The sequence below is a fragment of the Skermanella rosea genome (assembly GCF_016806835.2).
Classification (GTDB): domain Bacteria; phylum Pseudomonadota; class Alphaproteobacteria; order Azospirillales; family Azospirillaceae; genus Skermanella; species Skermanella rosea.
In genome coordinates this window covers 534,059-557,768 of sequence record NZ_CP086112.1, presented here as the reverse complement: position 1 = coordinate 557,768, position 23,710 = coordinate 534,059, and the positions used below count along the sequence as shown (strand labels likewise).

Sequence of the window (23,710 nt, the reverse complement as noted above, 5' to 3'; positions counted from 1 at the left end):
GGGCAGGGACGCCGAGGTGATCCGGCTGGTCATGGAAGAGGCCGGCATCCCCTCGCGTGTCTGCGCCGACCTGTCCGAGATGTGCCGCGGCTTGGCCGGGGACGCGACGGCGCTGCTGGTGACGGAGGAGGCGCTCCTCCCGGGCTACGGCGACCTGCTGGAGTGCCTCGACGCGCAGCCGCCCTGGTCGGACATCCCGGTGATCCTGCTGACCTCCCGGGGGGACTCCAAGGGCCGCCGGGCGCGCTGGGACGTCTTCAGCCAGCTCGGCAACGTCACGCTCCTGGACCGTCCGCTCCATGCCGACACGCTGAAGAGCGCCGCCCGCGCGGCGGAGCGCGCCCGGCGCCGACAGTACCGCACCCGCTCCCATCTCCGGCAGATCGAGCAGGCCGCAGGGCAGCTCGAGCGCCGGGTGGCGGAGCAGTCCCGCGACCTGGAGACCGAGACGGCCCAGCGCGAGCGGGTCGAGGAGGCGCTCCGCCAGGCCCAGAAGATGGAGGCGGTCGGCCAGCTCACCGGCGGCGTGGCCCACGATTTCAACAATCTGCTCCAGGCGATCCTGGGCAACCTGGACATGCTCAAGGACGGGCTCGCGGGACAGGAACGCCTGCTGCGGTACGTCCGGGCCGCGAACCAGGCCGGCGAGCGCGCGGCGACCCTGACCCGGCGGCTGCTCGCCTTCGCGCGCCGCCAGCCGCTCCAGCCGGGCAGCCTCAACCTCAACGCGCTGGTCGGCGGCATGCAGGAACTGCTCCAGCGGTCGGTCGGCGAAACGATCCAGGTCGAGGCGGTCCTGGCGGGCGGCCTCTGGCGGACCTGGGCCGACGCCAATCAGGTCGAAAACGCGCTGCTCAACCTCGCGATCAACGCCCGCGATGCCATGCCGGAGGGCGGGCGCCTGACCATCGAGACCGCCAACAGCCACCTGGACGACGCCTATGTCGCCGCGGAGCTGGGGCTTCAGCCGGGGCAGTATGTCGTGCTGTGCGTGACCGACACGGGCACCGGCATGTCGGCCGAGGTGCGGGCGCGGGCGTTCGAGCCGTTCTTCACCACCAAGCCGATCGGGCAGGGGACCGGCCTGGGCCTCAGCCAGCTCTACGGCTTCGCGCGCCAGTCCGGCGGCCACGCCGCGATCTATTCGGAGGAGGGGAGGGGAACGACGGTCAAGCTCTACCTGCCGCGCCACCACGGCCCCACACCAGAGGAGTCGGTGCCGGCCCTGCCGGAGCCCGACGGCGCCGAGGAGGGCGAGACGATCCTGGTGGTCGAGGACGAGGCGCTGGTCCGGATGCTCCTGGTCCAGTCGCTGGAGGACCGCGGTTACCGGGTGATCGAGGTGCCCGAGCCCCAGGCCGCGATCCGCGTACTGGAGTCCGACGCCAAGATCGACCTGCTGGCGACCGACGTCGGCCTGCCGGGCCTGAACGGCCGTCAGCTCGCCGAGATCGCGAGACGCATCAGGCCCGGGCTCGCGGTCCTGTTCCTGACCGGCTACGCCCACAACGCGGCGCTGGGCGACGAGCCGCTGGGACCCCGCACCCAGCTGCTCAGCAAGCCCTTCGCCGTCAAGTCGCTGCTCGCGAAGGTGCGCGCCATGCTGGAGGGCGGCGACTGATCCGGGGGGCGGCGGCCGGATGCCGCCGGACCGCGCCGGGCCTTCTCCGGCGTCAGGCCATCTCCGCGACCCGGCTTTCCTCGGGCACGGCGCCCGCGGCCCCGTCCGCGTGCCGCGCCATCTGGCGCTCGATGGCGGCCTGCATCTCGGCGCCGGTGATCGGCTTGTGGGCGGCGCCGAAACCCATGGCGACGATCGCGGAGACGATGTCCTGGCCGGTTTCCCCGGTCAGGACCACGCCCGGCACCTTGCGGCCCAGGAACTCCTGGATCCGCAGCAGGCAGTCGGTCCCGACCTGGCCGTTGCGCAGCCGGTAGTCCGTGACGACGATGTCCGGCGTCAGGCCGCTCCGTTCCAGGGCCGCGATCGCCTCGTCGCCGGACGATGCCGCCAGCACCTCGTAGCCCCAGTCCTCCAGCATCGACCGGATGCCCATCAGAACGATGGCGTCGTCGTCGATGGCGAGCGCCACGCGGCCCCGGCCGGAGGGGGCTCCGGCCTCGTCGGCTGCCGGTCCCGCCCGGCGGATCTCCGCGCCGAGGGGCCGGGACGCGGCCGGCAGCAGGATCGAGAAGACGGACCCGGTGCCGGGCACGGAGTGGACCTCCACCGGGTGGCCGAGCAGCCGCGACAGGCGCTGGACGATGGCGAGGCCGAGACCGAGCCCCTGGCTGCGGTCGCGCTCCTGGTTGCCGATCTGGTGGAACTCCTCCCAGATCCGGTCCAGGTGTTCGGGCGGGATGCCGATGCCGGTGTCCGCGATCTCGACGCGGACTCCGTCCGCCGCCGGGCGGCACCGGATCCTGACCTCGCCCGCCTCGGTGTAGCGGATCGCGTTCTCCATCAGGTTGCGGATGATCCGGCCGAGCAGGGTGCGGTCGCTGCGCACCGCGACGTCGCAGGCCGCGTCCCGCGACAGGCGTAGCCCCTTGGCCGCGGCTGCGGGGGCGAAGCAGGCGGCGGTTTCGTCGATCAGCGGGCCGATCGGCACGTCGGCCACCTCCGGCACGATCGCGCCGGCATCCAGCTTGGACACGTCGAGCAGGCTGTCCAGCAGGTCCTTCAGGGCTCCCAGTCCCTGGCCGAGCCGTTCCAGCAGGGCGTGCCCGGCATCGGTCGCGACATGGCGCTCCAGCGCGGTGGAGACGAAGAACAGCGATTGCATCGGCTGGCGCAGGTCGTGGCTGGCGGCGGCCAGGAACTTGGATTTCGCCAGGTTGGCCCGCTCGACCTGCTCCTTCGCCAGCGCCAGCCGGCCTTCCCACGCCTTGGAGGCGCCGATGTCCTTGAAGGCGACCAGTGCGCCGGTGATCCGCCCGCCGGCCGCCCGGATCGGCGCGGCGCTGATGCTGATCCAGGTGGTCGATCCGTCGCCGCGGCGGTAGCGGATCTCCTCCGCCTGGACCTCCTCGCCGCCCAGGGCGCGGGCCAGCGGGTGGGCCTCGGGGGCCAGCGGCGCGCCGTCGGGATCGCAGGCGCCCCAGGCGGAATAGGCCGCGACGTCGGGCGTCGGCAGCACGGGGTGGCCCAGGATGCGCTCGACCTCGGGATTGCCCAGGACGATCCTGCCGGACGGCGCGTCGGCCATCAGCAATCCTACCGGCATCGTGTCGATGATCGCGCGCAGGTGGAGCCGCTTGGTCTCCAGCCGGCCGATCATCTCCTCGCGCTCCCGCTCGGCCTCCCGGCGCTCCGTGATGTCCCGTATGATCCCGGTGAAGAAGCGGCGGCCGTCGGCCTGCCACTCCGCGATCGACAATTCCAGCGGAAACACCGAACCGTCCTTGCGCCGCCCCTCGACCGCGCGGTCGCTGCCGATGATCCGGCGTTCGCCGGTCCGCCGGAACTGGGCGAGATAGCCGTCGTGGCGGCTCGCCTCGGCTTCCGGCATCAGCATCTTGATGTTGCCGCCGATGACATCCCCGGCGGCATGGCCGAAGATCCGCTCCGCCGCCCGGTTGAAGGACCGTACCGTCCCCTGGTCGTCGATCACCACGATCGCGTCGACGGCGCTGTCCACGATCGAGCGGTACTGGGCCTCGGCCTGCTCCGTCGCCCGCCCGGCGCTGAGGATGTTGGAATTGGCGTCGGCGAGGGCCCGCCACAGGCGCTCGACCTCCGCGATCGGCGCCGACCGCCGCGGCGAAACGCCGGAGCCGCCGGCCCGGTGCAGGTTCGCGAGCGCCCGGCCCGCTTCGGCGAGGGCCTCGATCGGACCCAGGATCCGCTGGCACAGCGCGCGGCCCAGGACCAGCGAGGTGACGAGAAGGAGTGCCGCCAGCCCGCCGGCGATCCACAGGGTCCCGACCAGCGGCCGGTCGATATCGGCCGTCGGCGCGCCGACGAACAGGGTCCAGCCGGTCAGGGGGGACGACCGGTAGGCGCTGACCAGGTCCGTTCCTTCCAGCGACGTGCCGTGCGCCATCCCGTTGGGCGAGCGGCTGCGGGCGTCCGACAGCCAGTCCGGCATCATCCGGCCGACGAAGGCCGCGGAGTCCCGGTTCCGCGCGACGAACCGGCCCCGGCGGTCGAAGGCGGCCACGACCATGCCGTCCTGCGGACTGAATTCGGCGAGCAGGGACGCCCAGGCCTGCGGGCGCACGAAGGCGGTCAGCAGGTACCGCACGGCCCCGTCGCGCATCACCGGCACGACATGGCCGACGCCGGCCTCGCCCGACAGGCTGCCGGTGAACAGGTCCGACACCACCGGCCGCTGCGCCTGCGTCGCGAAGCGCAGCAGCTCCGGGTTGGAACTCCGCGGCAGCGGCGCGCCGAACGGCAGTCCGGTATGGACCAGCGGGATGCCGTCCGGGTCCAGCAGGACGACGTTCTGCCAGTTCGAGTGCAGGTGGCGCGCCAGCAGGGCGCGCTCGTGGAACTCCTTCAGGTCGTCCTCGACCAGCGATTCCGAGACGGCAAGCCCCCGCAGCGCCTCGATGTTGGCGGTCACCTCCCGATCGACCGTCATGGCCAGGGCCTGGGCGGTCTCCCGCAGCCCCTGTTCGACGCTGGCCCTCCGCTCGGTCGCCAGCCAAGCGGTCAGCGTTCCCCCGAGGATTAGCATGGGCAGAAGGGTGACGAGTACCAGTGCCAGCAGGTGTCGGCGGAGGGGCATGGCGGGCAGGCGGCGAAGCGAGGACGTGACGGGCATGGCGTGAACTGGTTCCGGAAGAGTCGACCTTGGATTTGATTGGTTAATAAATCGTGACTTAAGCATTTCGGCGATCGGCCCGGTCAGCGGCCTTTCCCGCGGAACCGATCGGCCCTTCCGGGAGTTGAAACCTGCGAGAGTGGGACCCGCGCCGGGTTCCGGATCGGGGATCAGCGGAAGGAGGCCGGCCGATGCGGGTATCCCATGTCGCGGGCGGGGTTCTGCTGGCGGTCGCGGCGGGCGGGATCGGTTTCGCCGTGCTCGCCTGGCGATCGGAGATCGACCCGGTGGACCCGCCCGGGCGCGCCGCCTTCGAGCCGGCCGACATCGCCCAGGGGGCGAAGCTGGCGGCCCTGGGCAATTGCCTGCAATGCCACACCGCGCCGGGCGGCAAGCCTTTCGCCGGCGGCTACCCGCTGGAGACGCCGTTCGGCACGATCCATGGCACCAACATCACGCCCGATCCGGAGACCGGCATCGGATCCTGGTCCGAGCAGGCCTTCCAGCGGGCGATGGCCGAGGGCGTCGGCCGCTCCGGCGAGCACCTGTATCCGGGCTTCCCCTACGATCATTTCACCAAGGTCACCGCGCGGGACAACCGGGCGCTCTACGCCTACCTGATGACCCGCGAGCCCGTCCGGGCCGAGGCGCCGCCGAACCGGCTGCCCTGGCCGCTGACCTTCCGGCCCCTGCTGGCGGGGTGGAAGCTCCTGTTCCTGGAGACCGGGGAGTACCGCCCCGACCCGGAGCGGTCGGACGAGTGGAACCGCGGCGCCTATCTGGCCGAGGGGCTGTCCCATTGCGGCGCCTGCCACACGCCGCGCAACGCGCTGGGCGCCCGCGAGACCGACCGGGAGTTCGCCGGCGGCTTCTCCGAAGGCTGGCATGCCCCGGCGCTGAACCGGGACTCGACCGCGCCGGTCCCTTGGACCCGGGATGCCCTGTTCGATTACCTGCGCACGGGCATCAGCGAGGATCATGCCGTGGCCTCGGGACCCATGGCGCCCGTGGTGCGCAACCTCTCCGACGTGCCGGATGCGGATGTCCGGGCGATCGCCACCTATGTCGCCGACCGGATGGGCGCCCCGGACGGGCCTCCCCCGGAGCCGGTCGCCAGCGTCGGCCAGGAGGAACGGGGGCAGGAACACAGCCGGGCGGCGACGATCTATGCCGGGGCCTGCGCCACCTGCCACGAACCCGGCGGGCCGCTCCAGTTCCAGGCGCCGGTCGCCCTGGACCGGGCCACATCGCTGGCGCAGCCAAATCCCAGCAACGCCATCCGGGCGATCCTGCACGGCGTCGAGACGCCGGACGCCGCGGCCCAGCCCCTGATGCCAGGCTTCGCCAACGCGCTGACCGACGCGCAGGTGGCCGAGCTGACGGCTTGGCTGCGGACGCGGTTCTCCGGCGGGCCGGCCTGGGACGGTCTGGAGGCCAAGGTCGCCGAGGCCCGCTCGGGCCGATCCGCGGAATAGGAGGAACCCCATGATCACCCTGTCCGTGAACGGCCGGGACCACAGCGTCGATGCCGACCCGGCGACGCCGCTGCTCTACGTGCTGCGCGACGACCTCGGGCTCAACGCGGCGAAATTCGGCTGCGGGCTGGGGCAGTGCGGCTCCTGCATGGTGCTGGTGGACGGCGCGCCGGTGGTCTCCTGCGTGACCCCGGTGGCGGCGCTGGAAGGGCGGCGTATCCGGACGGTCGAGGGCCTGGGCACCGCCGACGACCCGGGGCCGGTCCAGCGCGCCTTCATCGAGGAACAGGCGGCCCAGTGCGGCTACTGCATTCCCGGATTCATGATCAGCGCCCAGGCGCTCCTGGAGCGGACGGCCGCGCCGTCCGACGCCGAGATCCGCGACGCGCTGCATCCCAACCTGTGCCGCTGCGGCACCCATATGCGGATCTTCAAGGCGGTGCGCCGGGCCGCCCAGGCGATGCAGACGGCCGATGCCGCCGGAACCGGGCAGGAGGACGCGCGATGAAAGAGTTGGCCGGCTTCCCCCGGGCGCTGTCGCGCCGCGCCTTCCTCGGCGGCGGCGCGCTGCTGGTCGGATTCACCCTGATGCCCGGCCGCTTGGCGGCCCAGGCGCCGCAGGAAGCGGACGGCGGGGGCGGCGTCGGGCTGCCCAAGGCGCTTGGGGCCGACCCGTCCCTGGAGTCCTGGATCCGGATCGACGCCGACGGTGCCATCACCGTGTTCACCGGCAAGGCCGAGCTGGGGCAGGGGATCAGGACGGCGCTGACCCAGGTCGCGGCGGAGGAGCTGGGCGTCGATCCCGCCGCCATTGCCCTGGTCACGGCGGACACCGGCCGGACGCCTAACGAGAGCTTCACCGCCGGGAGCCAGTCCATGCAGGAAAGCGGCACCGCGATCCTGCACGCGGCGGCCCAGGTCCGGGCGATCCTGCTGGACCTGGCGGCGGAGCGGCTGGACGTCCCGGCCGATGGGTTGCGCCTGGAAGGTGGCTCCGTCACGGCCCCCGACGGCAGGACCGCCGGCTATGGCGACCTGGTCGGCGGAGACGGGCTCGACGGGATCCGGGCGGAGGCGGGCGCCGCCTTGAAGCCCGCGGAGGACTACACGGTGATCGGCCGCGACGTCCCGCGGGTCGACATCCCGGCGAAGGTGACCGGCGGCCCGGCCTATGTCCACGATCTCCGCCTGCCCGGCATGGTCCATGCCCGCGTCGTCCGCCCGCCGGGCTACGGCGCCCGCCTGCGCGAGGTCGATGCCGCGGCGGTCGAAGGGATGCCCGGGGTCGTCGGCGTACACCGGGACGGCAGCTACCTGGCCGTGGTCGCGGAACGGGAGTGGCAGGCGGTGACCGCCTCCCGCGCGCTCGCCCGCGCGGCGGTCTGGGACGACGCGACGGCGCTGCCCGACCAGGCAGACATCTTCGATACCCTGCTGGCCCTTCCGTCCGAGGACACGGTGATCCACGACCGGCAGGACGGCCTGGCGGCGGCCTCCGGCGCCGTGCGGCGGCTGGAGGCCGAGTACCGGCGCGAATACCATGTCCACGCCTCCATCGGCCCGTCCTGCGCGGTCGGGCTGTTCCAGGACGGCATGATGACGGTCTGGTCCCACGCCCAGGGCATGTACCCGCTGCGGGCCGCCCTGGTCGAGATGCTGGGGCTGCCGGAGGACCGGGTCCGCTGCATCCATACCGAGGGGGCCGGCTGCTACGGCCACAACGGGGCCGACGACGCCGGCGCCGACGCCGCCCTGCTCGCCCGGGCGTTCCCCGGCCGGCCGGTGCGCGTCCAGTGGATGCGCGAGGACGAGCATTCCTGGGAACCGTTCGGCCCGGCCATGCTGTCGCGCGCGGCGGGTGCGCTCGATGCCGAGGGCCGGATCGTCGACTGGAGCTACGAGGTCTGGAGCAACGCCCACTCGACCCGGCCGGGCGGGGCGGGGGCCCTGATGCCGGCCTGGCACCTGGCCCGGCCCTTCCAGCCCGATCCGCCCAAGCCGATTCCCCAGCCGGCCGGCGGCGGCGACCGCAACGCGATCCCGCTCTACGCGCTGCCGAATGCCCGGGTGACCCATCATTTCATCCCGGAGATGCCCTTGCGCGTCTCCGCCCTGCGGGCGCTGGGCGGCTACATGAACGTGTTCGCGCTGGAAAGCTTCATGGACGAGCTGGCGCGCGAGGCTGGGGCCGACCCGGTGGAGTTCCGGCTGCGCCACCTGGAGGACCCGCGGGCGCGCGACGTGGTGACCCTGGCCGCCGAGCGCTTCGGCTGGCCCGCCGCCGGCGATCTCCCCGCCGGCCGGGGCCGGGGCTTCGGCTTCGCCCGCTACAAGAACCTGGCGGCCTACTGCGCGGTCGCCGTGGAGGTCACGGTCGAGCGGGAGACCGGCGCCGTCCGGATGGTGCGCGCCGTCTCCGCGATCGACAGCGGGCAGGCGGTCAACCCCGACGGCATCCGCAACCAGACCGAGGGCGGCATCATCCAGTCCGCCAGCTGGACGCTGCTGGAGCGCGCGACCTTCGACCGGACCCGGATCACCAGCCGGGACTGGAGCAGCTATCGGGTGCTGCGCTTCGACCAGGTGCCCGACAGCGTCGAGGTCCACGTGATCGACCGCCCCGGGATGCCCTACCTGGGCACCGGCGAGGCCGCCCAGGGACCGGCGGCGGCCGCCATCGCCAACGCGGTGGCCGACGCCGCCGGTGTCCGCCTGCGCGACCTGCCGCTGACCCGCGACCGCATCAAGGCGGCGATCGGGGTGTAAGGCCCGGCGCACGGGCGTTTCAAGGCTGGAAATCTCCGAAACAACTCCAACTAGGGAGTCCGATGACGAGAGTTATCGGGTTTCACACAGGAAGGAGCAGTTCGATGAGTGTGCCCATTTCGACGGAGAAGCGGTTGCTGACCGCAAGTGAATTCGAAGTCGTAAGCCAGACACACTATCCCGCGATATGCGGCCTTTCCGAGGATACATTGGCAGGCAATTTGAAGCTGCTGCGCGAATATCGCCAGAAGTCGAGGGATCGCTCCCGCCAACAGCGCCGGGAGATGCGCGGCAAGGCCGAGCCCCGAGGCGCCTCCGCCGCCCGCGACAATACCGGCACGGAAGCGAAGGCGGCGATCTTCGCCGGCGCGGTGAAACGCCTCAACCGCGAGCTCGGGCGGATCCGGAAGGCGGGATCGGGCGGCACCCAGGCCGACTACGCGCAACGCGCCCTGGAGCTGAAACGCCGGAACCGCGTTCGCCATCATCCCAACTCGGGCAGGACCGCGAACCGGTCGATGACCATGGTCGAGAATCCCAATCCGACGGTCAGCACCGACCCGCGCGAGATCGGGCGCGTTTCGCAGGCGGTCAAGGTCGGCCAGGCCCGCCGCGACTCCGACTGAGGATTCCGGCGGACCGGCCGCCGGCCGGCCTGCCGCCCGGACATAGAAAAGCGCCGCTGCCTTTCGGCAGCGGCGCAAGTTTCGATCCCGAACGGTTAGGTCTGGGTTCGAGGGGGGATCAGGTGGTGGCCGAGCCGACTGGCTGGGCCTGGCCGACGTTGGCGAGGCGGTATTCCTGCTCGTTCCGGGCGTGGTGGCGGGCCAGCATCGGTCGCAGGATCACGATGGCGCAGGTGGCGGACATGAGGTCCATGATCGCTACGGTGTAGAGCACGGTGGACCAGGTGCCGGTGGCTTCCATCAGGATGTTGCCGAGCGGGACCATCAGGGCCGCGATGCCCTTGGCGCAGTACAGGAGGCCGTAGATCTTGCCGACATGCTTGGTGCCGAAGGCGTCGCCGGCGGTGGCGCTGAAGAGGCTGTAGACTTCGCCCCAGGCCAGGAACACGACGCCGCTGAGGATCAGGAAGGCGTAGGGGTTGTGGCCGAAATAGCCCAGCGCGATGATGCCGATGCCTTCCATGGTGAAGGCGATGAACATGGTCTTCTCACGGCCGATATGGTCCGAGATCCAGCCGAAGAGGGGACGCGACAGGCCGTTCATGACCCGGTCGAGCATCAGCGCGAAGGGCAGGGCGGCCATGGTGAAGAAGTAGAGGTTGACCGGGAATTCCTTGACGCCGAGGTCGTGGGCGATCAGGCCGAGCTGCGCGACCGCCATCAGGCCGCCGGTGACCGTCAGGGTGAACATGACCAGCATCGTCCAGAACACCGGGGTGCGCAGGGCTTCGCCCAGCGTGTAGTCGCGGCGGGACTGGGACAACTTCGTGGAGTACTTGACCTCGCCCTTCTGCGGCGACCGCAGGAACCAGGCCACGGCGAAGATGACGATGCCCTGGATGGCGCCGAAGTAGAAGAACGCGCTCTGGTAGCCGCTCGACGCGATCACGGCGGCGATCGGCAGGATGGTCAGGGCCGAGCCGGCACCGTAGCCGCCGGCGGTCAGGCCGACCGCGAGGCCGCGGCGATCCGGGAACCACTTCAGCGCGTTGTTGATGCAGGTCGAATAGACGCAGCCGACGCCCATGCCGCCGACCGCGGCGCCGACATAGAAGCCGGTCAGCGTGGTGGCATAGGAGTTGATGATCCAGGAGAGGCCGACCAGCACGCCGCCGACGGCGACCATCACGCGCGGGCCGTATTTGTCGATGAAATAACCCTCGATGGGGGTCAGCCAGGTCTGGACGACGACGAAGATCGTGAAGGCGGCCTGGATCGAGGCGCGAGCCCATCCATAGGTCGCCTGGATTTCCGGCACGAACAGCGTCCAGGCGTATTGGATGTTAGCCGTCGCCACCATACAGATCACGCCGACGGCGAGCTGTATCCATCGCGTGCGGGCGGAATCAGGAGCCCGAGTCCTTCCCTGTTGATCAACCGATGTATGCATCGGACATTTCCTCCGTGTGGATGGACGACTATTGGTCCGGTGTTTTTTGTCCTTCCGGAGGGTCTGGATCCCGTATCGGCAGCCTCCGAACCTCCCGGTTCCCGGCTGCGACAACGTGACGCCCTCTGGTGTCTGGTATATTGAATGCCAAACACCAACAACGATGCAAATGGTTTTATAATTTTTCCACGATGCGGAACGAGAATTCCAAAGCGGCGCCGGACAATCGATTGAAACAGAAACCAATTCCCGGCGGCGAGGAGTATGCCCAACGACTAGGCCGCGACTCCGGCAGGCGCCGGCCGGGCGGCCGGAGGGGCGTTCGGGACTGGAATGGGGCGGCCGAATACCACGCCGGAGGGAGGTGCCATCCGGGTTTTACTTGCGGACGCGCCAAGGCCAGCCCTGCCGTGGATGCAAGGCTGACCTCTGGTATTCTGTATTCCAGACCGCTTGATGTCCCTCGGCTCCGCCTTTATGTTGCTATGCAGCAAACGACACAGGCGCACCGCCTCAGACCAAGGGAACCTGGAACATGCTGAAGAACTCCGACTTCCTCCTCACCCTCATGGCTTTCGCCGGCCTCGTCACGCACGCCCTGACCTCCGGTTCCGCCTGGCCGTTCTCCGCGTCCGCCGGCGAGGACGAGGGAGACGGCATCTTCTGGACATCCGACCGGCTGTCCCAGCACGGCGAAGGCCACGAACGGCCGTTCTGGATCGAGTGATCCGTCAGAAGCTGGTCCAGACCATGCGCGTCAGGTCGGGTCCGGGTGATCCGGCCAGCAGCAGGACGGCCCCGTGGCACAGCCCGCTCAGCACACCGAACCAGAGGGTGGTGACCAGCACCTTCCGGTGCGTGCCGTCCGCCGGGGCGTCCCGTAATTTCCTGATCTGCACGCGTCCTCCCACTTCTCTCTTATTATCGGTTTCATCTTCAACGGACCTGTCGGCAAACGCAACCGGCTCCGTTCCTTACCCGGCCCCTTTCCCGATTGGCGGAACGGGGTTCTGAGGCGCGGCATCCGCGCCGGCCATTTCCCCTCCTAAGCCCCCTTCCTAAGCTAGGTCCGCCGGGACGGCCGGCACGACGCAGGGGCCATATCCGGCCCCTTCCGGTATGCGGAGTTCCGCGCCGTCGGGCGTTTCGATCCATTCCGGCACGATCCTGACCAACGGCTGCCGCATCGCCGCCTCAACCGCCTCCGCGACGGTGCGGCTGGCGGCAAGGCGCATCAGGTTCATCCGGGTGGCGAAGATCAGGCGCGCCGCGCCGGCATCCGCCTCACCGAGGATTTTCGCCGGACGATCCCACCGGCAACTCACGATTTCCGAGCCGTCGGGTTCGGCCTGCTGGCCGGGGGCGACAGCCGCGATGAAGAAGACCGTGTCGAAGCGCCTGGGGCGCACGGACGGCGTCACCCAGTGGCCGAAGGGGACGAGGCGGTCGTCCGCGGGAACCAGCCCCTCCGCCTCGAGCAGGGCGCCGAAGGTGATGTCGCCGGACAGGAGCCGGGCGCGGTAGCGCGCCACCAGGTCGGCACAGCGGGCAGGATCGGGCAGGAGGCCGTCATGCCGCTGCCGGGCCAGCAGGATGCCGCATTCCTCGAAGGTTTCCCGGATCGCCGCCAGCCGGGCCGGATGCACGCCGCCGCCGGAACTTCCGGAAGTCTCGTGATCCTCCGCGGCGAGGCATCCCCCCGGAAACACCAGCGCGCCCGGGGCGAAACCGAGTCCGGCGTGGCGTTCGATCATCAGGGTCTCTAGCCCGCCGGGCGCATCGCGCAGCAGGATCAGGGTCGCCGCCGGGCGCGGGGCGGAGCGCGTCTCCGGGGCCTTGTCGGGTGCCTTGCGTATTCTTTGCATACCGTACACCACATGCCAGAATGAGAGGGTAGTACGGTGCACGGACTTTGTGCAAGGTTGATTATCGAAGCAGCAACCAAGCGCCGTTCGGTGCGACGGCGGACAGGGAGAAGACAGGATGGATCCGGACACCTTCAACATGGAAGTCCGCAAGTTTCTCAAGGTCGTCGGGGTGACCTCCCAGCGCGAGATCGAGGCCGCGGTGGATCGGGCGATCAGGTCGGGTCGGATCAAGGGCGGCGAGACCCTGTCGGCCAAGGTCGTGCTCACCATCGACGGCGTCGACCTGCGCCACGAGATCGACGGCGAGATCGAGCTCGGCTGACGCCGTTCGAGACTGCCCCGCGCGGCGGTTCCCGGGCCGCGCCTGCGCACGATCCGGGACCCGCCGCCCTGGCGGGCGGTGCTGATTACCAGCCCACGAAGCCTTCCGCGACCGGATCGACCACGTCGATATGGTCCACGACGTCCCGGACGCCCGGGACAGTCCGCGCGCCGACCACGAGCGCCTGCCGCTGGGATTCGGTCCGCACGGCGCCCCAGAGGTGGACGACGCCGTCCTTCACCACGACGTTCTCGCCGAAGTCCGGCGCCCAGGGCTGCTCGGCGTAGGCCTTCAGCACCCGCTCGCGGATCGTCTTGTCGTCCGCCGACGGGGCGGCCGTTCCGGGTTCCAGGGTCGTCAGGATGCGCATCAGGTTCGCCCGGCTGATGATGCCGACCACCTGACGGTCGCGGGTGACCGGGACCCGCTTGATCCGCCGGCTTTCCATCAGTTCGACCACCTCGTTGAGGGCGGCGTCCTCGTCGACGCTGATCACGTTGGCGCTCATCACGTCGCGGACGGCCCGGCCGTGCTGTTTGGTGAACGCGTCCGCCTGCGACGAGGCGCTCGCGACGAGACCGAGCCACCACGAGCCGCGGCCCTTGCCCTGGGTCTCGGTCCCGGTTTCGGCCCGCCGCAACAGGTCGCCCTCGCTGATGACGCCGATGACGCGGCCCTGGCCGTCGACGACGGGCATGCCGCTGATCCGGTGCTCAAGCATCCGCTTCGCCGCTTCCGCGACGGTACTGTCCGCATCGATCGTAATGACGCTGCGGGTCATGATGTCGCCGGCCTTCATCGTTTCCTCCGTTCGTTTTCTTGAGTTCGATGCTTCCTGGGTTCGATGCAAATCGCCCGGGCCTTGAAGCCCATGACGGCGGCAATCTGGCATACGTTATACCAACTACCAGAGTTGAGCGGTGACAGTAAGGGGGCATCAGGAAGCGGGCGGCCAGATCGCTTCCGGGCAGGCCACCAGCTTTTCTCCCGCATCGCGGAGAGGTTTCTCGCAAAGCGGAACGAAAAGTCTGTTTTTCGCGGTCGGCGCCCTTGCGCGGCCGGGCCGAAAGGTATTTCGTATTCCGAGTTCAGAATACCGTATGCCAACTACCGCACCATGAAGACCTGAATGTCCGTGCCGCGGCGCGGACGACCAGAGATCAGGCAAGAGAACAGACAATCGTCGGTACAGGACGAGGGAGTGAAAATGCTCAATAATCAGGTAGCGAATACCAGCGGTCCGCCCGGCGGCCGCTGGCTGCAACTGATCGTCGGCGTCATCTGCATGGCCATGGTCGCCAATCTTCAATATGGCTGGACACTGTTCGTCAGTCCCATGGATGCCAAGCATGGCTGGGGACTGACGGGAATCCAGGTCGCCTTCTCCATCTTCATCGTGACCGAAACCTGGCTGGTGCCGATCGAGGGCTGGTTCGTCGACCGCTACGGCCCCAGGATCGTCACGATCGCCGGCGGCCTGCTGTGCGGCATCGCCTGGATGCTGAATTCCGTCGCGGACTCGCTTGCGATGCTCTATTTCGCCGCGGCCGTCGGCGGAATCGGCGCGGGCGCCGTCTACGGCACCTGCGTCGGCAATGCCCTGAAGTGGTTCCCGGACCGCCGCGGCTTCGCCGCCGGCGTCACGGCGGCGGGCTTCGGCGCGGGGTCGGCCCTGACCATCATCCCGATCGCCAACATGATCGCGTCGTCCGGGTACGAGCACACCTTCATGGTGTTCGGCCTGATCCAGGGCGGCTCCGTCTTCCTCCTGGCCTTCCTGCTGCGCGCCCCCCGGGCCGCGGAACTGCCGAGCGCCCGCCCGGGGAAGGTGGGGCAGAGCCGACGCGACTATACGCCGGTCGAGATGGCGAAGACCCCCGTGTTCTGGATCATGTACCTGATGTTCACCGTGGTGGCGGCCGGCGGCCTGATGGCGACCGCCCAGATCGGCCCGATCGCCAAGGACTACGGCCTGGCCGAAACCCCGATCACGCTGGTCGGCCTGACCCTGCCGGCGCTGACCTTCGCCCTGGCGATCGACCGGGTGCTGAACGGTGTCACGCGTCCCTTCTTCGGCTGGGTCTCGGACCATATCGGCCGCGAGAACACCATGTTCATCGCCTTCGCCCTGGAGGCGGTCGGTATCCTGGCGCTCGCCAAGTGGGGCCATCACCCGATGGCGTTCGTGTTCCTGACCGGCTTGGTGTTCTTCGCCTGGGGCGAGATCTTCAGCCTGTTCCCGGCGACCTGCGGCGACACCTTCGGCTCCAGATACGCGGCATCCAACGCCGGCCTGCTCTACACCGCGAAGGGCACCGCGGCCCTCCTGGTCCCGATCAGCAGCGTAATCGCCACCGCGACAGGAAGCTGGGACATGGTCTTCGTGCTGGCCTCCGGCGTCAACGCGCTCGCCGCCGTGCTGGCCCTGTTCGTCCTAAAGCCGATGAGGGCTCGGATCATGCAGGAGAACTCCGTCGGCGGTACCGCGCCGGCCAGCCGCCCGGCAGCCTCGCTCGCCGAGTAGATCCCGAGTAGATCCCGAGTAGATCAAGGAATACCCACCCGTGTGGGCAACCTGGGAGGACCGGCCCGCGGCGGGCCGGTCCTCCCTTTTTTCGAGCTCTCCGCCGGTCAGCCGGGCCAGTTGTCGATCTCGACGGGGTCGATCGCGTCGGCCGGCTCGAAGCCGAAGATCCGGCCGTAGAACCACAGTTCGGCCTCCAGGGTCCGCCGTATGGTCGCCGCCTGCCGGAACCCGTGGCCCTCGCCCTCGAAGGTCAGGAGGGCGACCGGCAGGCCCTTGGCGCGGAGCGCGTCGGCCATCATGGCGGCCTGGTTGGGCGGAACGACCTTGTCGTCCAGACCCTGGAACAGGATGACCGGGCAGTCGATCCGGTCGAGATGATGGATCGGCGACCGCGCCTCGACGATATCGCCCGACGTCTCCAGCGGCCCGATCAGCCGGTCCAGGTAGCGGGACTCGAACTTGTGGGTGTCGTGATAGAGCGCCTCCAGGTCCGAGATGCCGTAATGGCTTCCCCCCGCCCGGAACCGGTCGGTGAAGGTCAGGGCGCACAGGGTGGTGTATCCGCCGGCGCTGCCCCCGGTGATCGCGATCCGGTCGGGGTCGGCGAGTCCCTGGCCGACCAGGTATGTCGCGGCCGCAACGCAGTCCTCCACGTCGGCCACGCCCCAGGCGCCGTCGAGCGCCCGACGGTACGGGGTCCCGAAGCCGCTCGATCCCGCATAGTTCACGTCGACGACCGCGAAGCCGCGGCTGGTCCAGTACTGGATGGGCAGGCTCAGCTGCGGCGACGCCGCCGAGGTCGGCCCGCCGTGGCTCTTGACCAGCAGCGGGGGCCGGGTGCCGTCGGGCGCCCGGTGGTCGGCGCTGGTCGGGGGATAATGGAAGGCATAGGCGGTCCGCCCGCCGGCGCTCCGGAATTCGATCGATCGGGCGACCGAAATCGTCCCCTCCGGCAGGTCGACCGGCGCCGAGCGGCGCAGGACCCGGACGGCGTCGGAGGTCAGCAGGACGACCGAGCCCGGCTCCCTGCCGCTTCCCGCCAGCAGCGCGATGCCGCCGCCGACCATCGGCCTGACCGCGCCGATCTGGTCGTAGGGGATGTCCGCGGCCCGGGGAGTCAGCCCGTCGCCGATGCCGGTCAGCAGGGACCAGAATCCGTCGCGGGTGAAGGCTGCGGCGATCAGGTCGCCGGCGAAGCCGTAGGTCGCCTGGCCGAAGTTCCAGTAGGGGCGGGCGAACTCCGCCGCCATGGGGAGAAGCGGGACCCCGGCATCGGCGCCGGTTCCCGTACCGCCCCAGCGGACCAGGTTCCACCAGCCGCTCCGGTCCGAGACGTAGTGCAGCGCGCCGGACGGCGACCAGGACGGCTGCACGACGGCGACGTCGTCCCCGCCGTCCACCTCCAGGGGATCGGCCAGGGTGCCGTCGTCCCGCACCCCCGCCACCATCAGCCTGGTCCCGTCCCAGGGCATGTTGGGGTGGTTCCACTCGATCCAGGCCAGCCGGCCGCCATCCGGGGAGAGGCGGGGCGCCCCGTAGAAGTCGGCCCCGGCCGCGATCTTCTCCGGCGCCGCCAGCGCGGGCGGCCTGGCCGGGACCGACACCAGGACATTGAGCGGTTCGCCGTTCCCGGACTCCCCGTGCAGTTCGCCGACCGCGATCAGCCGGCCGCGCGGCGCGTCGAGCACCAGGTCGGCGAAGCGCCAGCCGGCGTCCCCGACGGTGACGGGAACCGGTTCCGCCCCCTCGTCCAGCCGCCAGATCCGCTGGTCGGCGAAGTTCACGAACCAGACCGTGCCGCCGGCCGCCACGTAGCTGGCGCCGCCATACTCGTGGACGCGGCTGCGGGAGGAGAACGGCGGCGGCAGCAGATCGCGGATGACACCGTCGGCGCTCCCCTTCACAATGACGCTCCGGCCCTTCTCCGAGGGCCGCCCCTCGATCCAGTAGATATCGCCGCCATCCACGCAAAGCTCGCTTAGCCCCACCGCCTCGCCGACGATCAGGTCCGTCGTGATGGGCGACTTCCAGGCTCCGTAAGGGGCAGTGCGCATCTCTGTGTTCCTCGCTTGTGGGGTGCGGAGTCCCTGTCTAACCCGCCTCGACCGGCCCGCGCCATACCCCCGCGCCGTGCCGGGACGCGGGTCCGACGGCCCAATCCAGGAAACCGACATCCCCATGATGATCTTCATCAACATCATTCTGCCGGTGTTCGGCCTGATCCTGGTCGGCTACGTCGCCGGGCGGACGTCGATCCTGCCGCCGGCGGCGGTGCGCGGCGTCGCCAACGCGGCGACCTGGCTGATGATCCCCGTGCTGCTGTTCCGCTCCACGGCGGCGGAAGGGACGGCCCGGAACATGGAACCCGCCATAGCGCTGGCCTATTTCGGCGGCTGCCTGGTCATCCTGGCCCTGGCGCTCGCCTGCGGCCGGACGCTGTTCCGGCTGCGGCTCGACCAGCTCGGCGTGTTCGGCATGGCGGCGATGTATTCCAACGCCGTGCTGCTCGGCCTTCCGTTGATCCAGACCGCCTTCGGTCCCGAGGGCGTCGTCCTCCAGACCAAGATCATCGCCTTCCACTCGCTCATCCTGCTTCCGGTGACCACGGTCCTGATCGCCGTCGGGCGGGGACATTCCGGGGGGTTGATGTCGATCGTCCTGCCCGCGGTGAAGGAGACCCTGTCCAACCCGATCATCATCGGCCTGGTGAGCGGCCTCGCCTGGAGCTTCACCGGCCTGGGCATCTGGGAGCCGCTGGACAGGATGACCGCGATGCTCGCCGCCGCGGCGTCGCCGACCGCCCTGATCGCGCTGGGCGCCGCGCAGGCCCAGAGCGCGCTCCGCATCGGCGGCGAACTGGTGGAGGCCCTCACCGTGGCCGTCCTCAAGCTGGTGCTGCATCCCCTGGTCGTCTGGCTGCTGGCGGCCAAGGTCGCGGGCCTGTCGCCCGAGGCCGTCGCCGTGGCGACCGTCACCGCCGCCTTGCCTGCCGGAGCCAACGTGTACCTGCAAGCCCACCAGTTCGGCTGCTATGTCGCCGGCGCCGTCAATGCCGTCATGCTGACGACCCTGCTGTCCGTGGTCAGCATCACCGTGGTCCTGGCGCTGCTTCATCCGGTCTGACGGCAGGGCAAATCATGAGATAACTAATATTTTGATCTTGCGCCGCTCAGATCCATAATCAAAACCTACTCCGGATTTGCGAGTGAACAAGATGCAGGTCGCTGACATTGTTGAGAAATCCTGTTGCAGAAGAAGAAAATGAATAAATTCGTTAAAACCATGCTCCCGATAGAGCAGCTATTACATAAAATCAGCTGATGTTTCATGGGACGTCGAACCTTATGCACGCCTTCGGTCCGGATGCAGGGCTGTTCAGTTCTCCCCGTTGCGCGCCTGACTCGCGCGCAGCGAGTCCTGGCGGGGTGTGAAGCAGCGTAGAAAGAGTCTACCATCTCGCGCGAATGTGTGAATCCTTGCTCGGCAATTCCTGGACTTGGGGGTTGCCATGGTACCGTTCGGCCGGCTTCTCGCGGCCCTGGGCGAGGTTCCCGATCCGCGGCGCGCGGCGGGCAAGCGCTACCCGCTGGCGCCGCTGCTGCTGTTCACCGTGCTGGCGCTGCTGTCCGGCGCGACCTCGTACCGCCGCATCATCGTCTTCCTGGAGCAGCGCCGGGAGTTGCTCAACGAGCTGTTCGGCGTCGCCCTGAGGCGGGCGCCATCGGTCAACACCCTGCGCACCGTGCTCCAGGACCTCGACGCCGACGCCCTGGAGCGGGCGTTCCGCCGGCACGCCGCCAGCCTGCTGGCGCGCCCCGAGGGCGGGATGCCGGCGATCGCGCTCGACGGCAAGACGCTCAAGGGCAGCTTCGACCACCTCAACGACCGCAAGGCGGCCCAGGCGCTCAGCGCGTTCGCCTCGGAGGCGGCGATCCTGCTGGCGCACAGCGAGATCGACGACAAGAGCAACGAGATCCCGGCGGCCCAGCGCCTGATCGCGGAGCTCGGCCTGAGCGGCGTGCTGTTCACCGCCGACGCGCTGCACTGTCAAAAAAACCTTTGAGGCGGCCCGCGACACCGGCAACGCGTTGCTCGCCCAGGTCAAGGCCAACCAGCCGACCCTGCTGGCCACGCTCGAGGCCATCGCCGCCACCCAGCCCCCGGCCGAAAGCCACAGGAGCGTTGATCCCAAGGGCCACGGCCGCCACGAGACCCGCACGGTCGAGACCTTCGATGTCCGGGGCAAACTCGACGCCGAATGGGACGGCCTAATCGTCTGCGCCGCCCGCGTCGCCCGCCTGACCTGGCACAAGGACACCAGGTCAGGCCTGTGGCACGCCACCGAGGACGTCTCGTTCTACGCCTGCCAGGTCGCGCTCGGCGCCGAGGCGTTCGGACGGGCGGTCCGGGGGCACTGGGCGATTGAAAACCGGAGCCATTGGGTCCGCGACGTCACGTTCGGCGAGGACGCCAGCCGAACCCGCGTCAAGCCCACCCACGTCGCCCGGTTCCGCAGCTTCGCGATCAACATCCTGCGGGCCAACGGCGTCCAGAACATCGCCCGCGAACTCTACGTCAACGCGCTCAACTTCGACAATGCGCTCGCATATCGCCTCTCATAGCGAGAACTGAACAGCCCTGGGTCCGGATGGGAGTGCCCGCCGCGCTCCGGCCGCGCGGCGCACCGGCGGGCCGAAAGCCTGGCCATGGACGTGACGGCCAGGGCCAGGATCGTCGCGCGCCTGTGCGCCGCCCTGGCGGCCCTGATCGCCGGGGGCTCCATCGCCGGCCGGATCGCAGGGTGGATCACCGCCGGGCCGGTACCGGAAAGCCTGCAGATGCTTCCCCTGACCGCCGTGTGCCTGTGCCTCGCGGCGCTCGGCCTCGGCGCGCGGAGCTTGCCCGGACGCCTCGCGGGCATCGTCGCGACGCTGTCCGCCGGAGCGGTCGCGGCCGTCGCGGCATGGACGCTGCTGGCCTATGCGGCGGGTATTCCGCTCCCCCTGGACAGTATTCGGATCTTCGACGATGTCGCCGTCACCGCGGGCCACCCGACCCCGGGCCGCATGGCCTGGGCTACCGCGCTCAGCCTGTTGCCGACCGCCCTCGGGATCGCGGTTTCCGGAAGAGGGTGGGGAAGGGGCTTTCCGGCGCCGTGGCTCGCGGCGCTGGGCGCCCTTCCGCCCGCCTTGGCCGGGGCGGGCTACATGATCGGCGCGGATGTTCTCCGGGGGACCGGCTTCGCCACCGCCATGGCCCTGCCGACCGCCCTGGCCCTGCTGGCGCTGACGGCCGGCACCTTCGCCCTGGCGCCGAACTCCAGGTCGATCGCTTGGCTGACCGGACCGGGGCCGGGTGCCGCCACGGCCCGGACTCTCCTTCCCATCGCCGTCGCCGGACCGTTCGGGGCGGCCTGGCTCCTCGACCGGGGCGTGAACTCCGGCATCTACGGGTCGGAATTCCGGATGGTGCTGGTGGCAGCGCTCACCGCCCTGGTCCTCGCGGCGGCCGTGATCCTGCACGCCGCCCGGCTGGACCGGTCCGAAGCCCTGGCACGGACAAGCGAGAAGCGCCTGCGCCGCGTGGTCCAAGAGGCGCCGTTTCCCGTCATGGTGCACGCCGAAGACGGCGAAATCTCCCTGGTCAGCCATGCCTGGCTCGACCTGACCGGGTACGCCGCCCACGAGATCGGGACCGTGGCGGACTGGACCTCGCGCGCCTATGGCCAGCGGATGGACACGGTGCGCATGGACATCGACCGGCTCTACGAACTCGACGGTCCACTGGACGAGGGCGACTACGAGATCCGGGCCGCCGACGGGCGCACGCTGGTCTGGGCGTTCCGGTCCGCGCCGATCGGCCATGACACCCGGGGGCGGCGCCTGGTCGTCACCATGGCGGCCGACCTGACCGACCGGCGGGCCACGGAGACGCGGCTTCGGCTGCTGATGCGGGAGGTGGATCACCGGGCCAAGAACGCGCTTGCCGTGGTACAGGCCATCGTGCAGCTCTCCCGCGCCGAGGATCCGGCCGTCTACGCCGAAGCCGTCCAGGGCCGGGTTGCGGCGATGGCGCGGGCCCATGTCCTCCTCGCGGCGTCCGGATGGTCGGGCGTGGACATCCGCAGCCTGGTGGAAGGCGAGGTGGACGCCCTCCGCGGGCCGGACAATATCCTTGACGCGGCCGGGCCGGGAGCGTCGATCCGGGCCGAGGCGGCACAGGCGGTGACCCTGGTCCTTCACGAGCTGGCGGCCAACGCCGCCCGCTACGGCGCGCTGTCCAGGCCGGGGGGCCGGCTGCGCGTCGAATGGCGACCCGATCCGGAGGAGGGCGGCCTCTGCCTGGACTGGGAGGAACAAGGCGGCCCACCCGCAGCCATGCCGCCCGGGACCGGTGGCTTCGGCATCACGCTGATGCGCCAGACGATCGAGGGGCAGCTGATGGGACGGTTGGAGATGGACTGGCAGGTACGGGGGCTGAGATGCCGGCTGGTATTGCCGTCCGACGTCTGGCACCTTCGGAACGTTTCCGAAAGATCCGAACCCCGCGAAAGCGACGCCGCCACCCTGCCGCACCACCGGGAACGGCGGGTCCTGGTGGTCGAGGACGAGGCGCTGACCGCCCTTGCCCTGAAGAAGCTCCTGAACGACGCGGGGTTCCGCGTCCTGGGGCCGGTCGGCCGGGTCGGGGACGCGCTCGCGCTTGCCCGAACCGAAGACCCGGAGGCGGCGGTGCTCGACGTCAACCTGTTCGGGGAAACGGTGCTCCCCCTGGCGGACATCCTGCTTGATCGGGGCGTGCCGTTCGTGTTCTGCACCGGCTACCAGAACGGCGGCGGGATCGCCGAGCACCACAGGAATGCGCCGGTCCTGACCAAGCCCGTCAACGGCAACCAGCTGATCGCCGCGGTCGACCGCCTTCTGTCCGGGCGGGTGTCCTGATGGCGCCCCTGCCGGGCTACGGCTTCGCGGCGGCGGCGTTCCTCGTCGGTCTCCTCGCGCGGTTCCTGCTCCATTCCGTGCTGCCGCCCGGATTCCCCTACATCACCTTCTTCCCCGCGGTCATCCTGACCTGCTTCGTCGCCGGCACGCGCGCGGGTACGCTGTGCGCCGTCCTGAGCGGCCTGGCCGCCTGGTACTGGTTCATACCGCCGTTCGACTCCTTCGGGCTCACGGCGGACACGGCGCTCGCCCTGGCTTTCTACGTCTTCATCGTCGGCGTCGACATAGCCATCATCCACGCCATGAGGCGCGCGGGCGAACGTCTCAAGGCGGCGCAGGAGGTCTCCGCGGAACTCGCCCGTCGGCAGACCACCCTATTCGCCGAGTTGCAGCACCGCGTCGCCAACAATCTCTCCTTCGTCAGTTCGCTGCTCATGCTTCAGAAAGCGGCCGTCGCCGCCGATCCGGCGTCGGCCGAGAACGCGTTCGACGACGCCATGCACCGGCTGGAGATGATGTCCAGGCTGCACCGCCGGCTGCACGAACCGGCCGCCCTGGACCAGCCGCTCGGCGACTATCTCGGCGGCCTCTGCGACGACCTTCTGAAAGCCACCGGCGCCTCGAACGTCGCCTGCCGCGTGCAGGCCGACGATGTCCGCATGGACCTCCGCGGGCTCACGGCGCTGTCCCTGATCCTGACCGAGCTGATGACCAATTCGGTCAAGCACGCCTTCAAGGGGCGCGACCACGGAGTGATCGAGGTGGACCTGAAGCGCCTCGACCCGCATCGCGCCTCGCTCACCGTGGCCGACGACGGTCCGGGGATGCCGCGGGAGGTCGTCCCGAGCCTCGGCCTCCAGATCATCGAGGGCCTGGTCTCCCAGCTCGACGGGGAGCTGGTCCTGCCGGAACCGGGCGCCAGCCTGACCCGAATCGTCTTCCCCGCGTGAGGGTCGCGGGACG

General features: G+C 69.9%; 17 protein-coding genes and 1 pseudogene. 12 read left to right on the top strand and 6 right to left on the bottom strand.

Features of this window, described 5'->3' with window-relative positions; genetic code table 11:
- Positions 1–16: 16 nt before the first annotated feature.
- Positions 17–1,621 carry an ATP-binding protein gene (locus JL101_RS31080; RefSeq protein ID WP_323374747.1) on the top strand — a complete coding sequence of 535 codons (1,605 nt, stop codon included), beginning with the start codon at positions 17–19 and terminating at the stop codon, positions 1,619–1,621.
- A gap of 52 nt (positions 1,622–1,673) precedes the next feature.
- On the opposite strand, the gene JL101_RS31075 is transcribed toward JL101_RS31080, so the two are convergent.
- Positions 1,674–4,772, bottom strand: coding sequence for a hybrid sensor histidine kinase/response regulator (locus tag JL101_RS31075; protein WP_228435562.1), 3,099 nt, complete (start codon positions 4,770–4,772; stop codon positions 1,674–1,676).
- Between the two features lie 191 nt (positions 4,773–4,963).
- Between JL101_RS31075 and JL101_RS31070 the strand changes: the two genes are divergently transcribed.
- The 4 genes from JL101_RS31070 (at position 4,964) to JL101_RS31055 (ending at position 9,639) form a co-directional block, all read left to right on the top strand.
- Positions 4,964–6,247 (top strand): c-type cytochrome, encoded by a 1,284-nt coding sequence (locus tag JL101_RS31070; RefSeq protein WP_203101796.1) that lies wholly within the window; start codon positions 4,964–4,966, stop codon positions 6,245–6,247.
- 10 nt (positions 6,248–6,257) lie between these two features.
- On the top strand, positions 6,258–6,755 hold the full coding sequence (locus JL101_RS31065) for a (2Fe-2S)-binding protein (protein ID WP_203101795.1): 498 nt from the start codon (positions 6,258–6,260) through the stop codon (positions 6,753–6,755).
- Positions 6,752–9,013 (top strand): xanthine dehydrogenase family protein molybdopterin-binding subunit, encoded by a 2,262-nt coding sequence (locus JL101_RS31060; RefSeq protein WP_203101794.1) that lies wholly within the window; start codon positions 6,752–6,754, stop codon positions 9,011–9,013. Before JL101_RS31065 ends, JL101_RS31060 begins: the two co-directional genes overlap by 4 nt.
- A gap of 209 nt (positions 9,014–9,222) precedes the next feature.
- Entirely contained in the window at positions 9,223–9,639 is a 417-nt protein-coding gene (locus JL101_RS31055) for a hypothetical protein (RefSeq protein WP_203101792.1), read from the top strand.
- A 118-nt stretch (positions 9,640–9,757) separates the two neighbouring features.
- On the opposite strand, the gene oxlT (JL101_RS31050) is transcribed toward JL101_RS31055, so the two are convergent.
- Positions 9,758–11,089 (bottom strand): oxalate/formate MFS antiporter, encoded by a 1,332-nt coding sequence (gene oxlT, locus JL101_RS31050; protein WP_203101790.1) that lies wholly within the window; start codon positions 11,087–11,089, stop codon positions 9,758–9,760.
- 535 nt (positions 11,090–11,624) lie between these two features.
- Between oxlT (JL101_RS31050) and JL101_RS31045 the strand changes: the two genes are divergently transcribed.
- The gene (locus JL101_RS31045; RefSeq protein WP_203101788.1) at positions 11,625–11,816 is read left to right on the top strand and encodes a hypothetical protein; all 192 of its coding nucleotides are present in this window, start codon (positions 11,625–11,627) and stop codon (positions 11,814–11,816) included.
- Positions 11,817–11,820: 4 nt separating this feature from the next.
- Here the strand turns inward: JL101_RS31045 and JL101_RS31040 are convergent, their stop codons facing one another.
- Both JL101_RS31040 and JL101_RS31035 read right to left on the bottom strand, forming a co-directional pair.
- Positions 11,821–11,988, bottom strand: a complete 168-nt coding sequence (locus JL101_RS31040; protein ID WP_203101786.1) for a hypothetical protein — start codon at positions 11,986–11,988, stop codon at positions 11,821–11,823.
- Between the two features lie 159 nt (positions 11,989–12,147).
- Complete coding sequence (locus JL101_RS31035; protein ID WP_203101785.1) at positions 12,148–12,954, bottom strand: NUDIX hydrolase; 807 nt, start codon at positions 12,952–12,954, stop codon at positions 12,148–12,150.
- A gap of 118 nt (positions 12,955–13,072) precedes the next feature.
- Here JL101_RS31035 and JL101_RS31030 point away from each other — a divergent pair, with 118 nt between their 5' ends.
- Positions 13,073–13,279 carry a DUF6494 family protein gene (locus JL101_RS31030; RefSeq protein WP_203101784.1) on the top strand — a complete coding sequence of 69 codons (207 nt, stop codon included), beginning with the start codon at positions 13,073–13,075 and terminating at the stop codon, positions 13,277–13,279.
- An 85-nt stretch (positions 13,280–13,364) separates the two neighbouring features.
- Here the strand turns inward: JL101_RS31030 and JL101_RS31025 are convergent, their stop codons facing one another.
- Positions 13,365–14,078 (bottom strand): CBS domain-containing protein, encoded by a 714-nt coding sequence (locus JL101_RS31025; protein WP_203101783.1) that lies wholly within the window; start codon positions 14,076–14,078, stop codon positions 13,365–13,367.
- Positions 14,079–14,486: 408 nt separating this feature from the next.
- On the opposite strand from JL101_RS31025, the gene oxlT (JL101_RS31020) reads away from it, so the two are divergent.
- Positions 14,487–15,803, top strand: a complete 1,317-nt coding sequence (gene oxlT / locus JL101_RS31020; RefSeq protein ID WP_203101782.1) for an oxalate/formate MFS antiporter — start codon at positions 14,487–14,489, stop codon at positions 15,801–15,803.
- Positions 15,804–15,910: 107 nt separating this feature from the next.
- Here oxlT (JL101_RS31020) and JL101_RS31015 read toward each other — a convergent pair whose 3' ends face one another.
- Positions 15,911–17,860, bottom strand: coding sequence for an alpha/beta hydrolase family protein (locus JL101_RS31015; RefSeq protein ID WP_203101781.1), 1,950 nt, complete (start codon positions 17,858–17,860; stop codon positions 15,911–15,913).
- Between the two features lie 124 nt (positions 17,861–17,984).
- Between JL101_RS31015 and JL101_RS31010 the strand changes: the two genes are divergently transcribed.
- From JL101_RS31010 to JL101_RS30995, 4 genes and pseudogenes are all read left to right on the top strand, one after another.
- Complete coding sequence (locus JL101_RS31010; RefSeq protein WP_203101780.1) at positions 17,985–18,929, top strand: AEC family transporter; 945 nt, start codon at positions 17,985–17,987, stop codon at positions 18,927–18,929.
- A 385-nt stretch (positions 18,930–19,314) separates the two neighbouring features.
- Positions 19,315–20,428 (top strand): annotated as a pseudogene (locus tag JL101_RS37025) (ISAs1 family transposase).
- Between the two features lie 84 nt (positions 20,429–20,512).
- Positions 20,513–22,747 carry an HWE histidine kinase domain-containing protein gene (locus JL101_RS31000; protein WP_228435561.1) on the top strand — a complete coding sequence of 745 codons (2,235 nt, stop codon included), beginning with the start codon at positions 20,513–20,515 and terminating at the stop codon, positions 22,745–22,747.
- Positions 22,747–23,697 carry a sensor histidine kinase gene (locus JL101_RS30995; protein WP_203104435.1) on the top strand — a complete coding sequence of 317 codons (951 nt, stop codon included), beginning with the start codon at positions 22,747–22,749 and terminating at the stop codon, positions 23,695–23,697. Before JL101_RS31000 ends, JL101_RS30995 begins: the two co-directional genes overlap by 1 nt.
- Positions 23,698–23,710 lie beyond the last annotated feature (13 nt).

Coding starts and splice junctions, on each gene's coding strand:
- JL101_RS31075 (WP_228435562.1), bottom strand. CDS start 4,772: ATGCCCGTCACGTCCTCGCTTCGCCGCCTGCCCGCCATGCCCCTCCGC.
- JL101_RS31070 (WP_203101796.1), top strand. CDS start 4,964: ATGCGGGTATCCCATGTCGCGGGCGGGGTTCTGCTGGCGGTCGCGGCG.
- JL101_RS31065 (WP_203101795.1), top strand. CDS start 6,258: ATGATCACCCTGTCCGTGAACGGCCGGGACCACAGCGTCGATGCCGAC.
- JL101_RS31060 (WP_203101794.1), top strand. CDS start 6,752: ATGAAAGAGTTGGCCGGCTTCCCCCGGGCGCTGTCGCGCCGCGCCTTC.
- oxlT (WP_203101790.1), bottom strand. CDS start 11,089: ATGCATACATCGGTTGATCAACAGGGAAGGACTCGGGCTCCTGATTCC.
- JL101_RS31045 (WP_203101788.1), top strand. CDS start 11,625: ATGCTGAAGAACTCCGACTTCCTCCTCACCCTCATGGCTTTCGCCGGC.
- JL101_RS31035 (WP_203101785.1), bottom strand. CDS start 12,954: ATGCAAAGAATACGCAAGGCACCCGACAAGGCCCCGGAGACGCGCTCC.
- JL101_RS31030 (WP_203101784.1), top strand. CDS start 13,073: ATGGATCCGGACACCTTCAACATGGAAGTCCGCAAGTTTCTCAAGGTC.
- JL101_RS31025 (WP_203101783.1), bottom strand. CDS start 14,078: ATGAAGGCCGGCGACATCATGACCCGCAGCGTCATTACGATCGATGCG.
- oxlT (WP_203101782.1), top strand. CDS start 14,487: ATGCTCAATAATCAGGTAGCGAATACCAGCGGTCCGCCCGGCGGCCGC.
- JL101_RS31015 (WP_203101781.1), bottom strand. CDS start 17,860: ATGCGCACTGCCCCTTACGGAGCCTGGAAGTCGCCCATCACGACGGAC.
- JL101_RS31010 (WP_203101780.1), top strand. CDS start 17,985: ATGATGATCTTCATCAACATCATTCTGCCGGTGTTCGGCCTGATCCTG.
- JL101_RS31000 (WP_228435561.1), top strand. CDS start 20,513: ATGGACGTGACGGCCAGGGCCAGGATCGTCGCGCGCCTGTGCGCCGCC.
- JL101_RS30995 (WP_203104435.1), top strand. CDS start 22,747: ATGGCGCCCCTGCCGGGCTACGGCTTCGCGGCGGCGGCGTTCCTCGTC.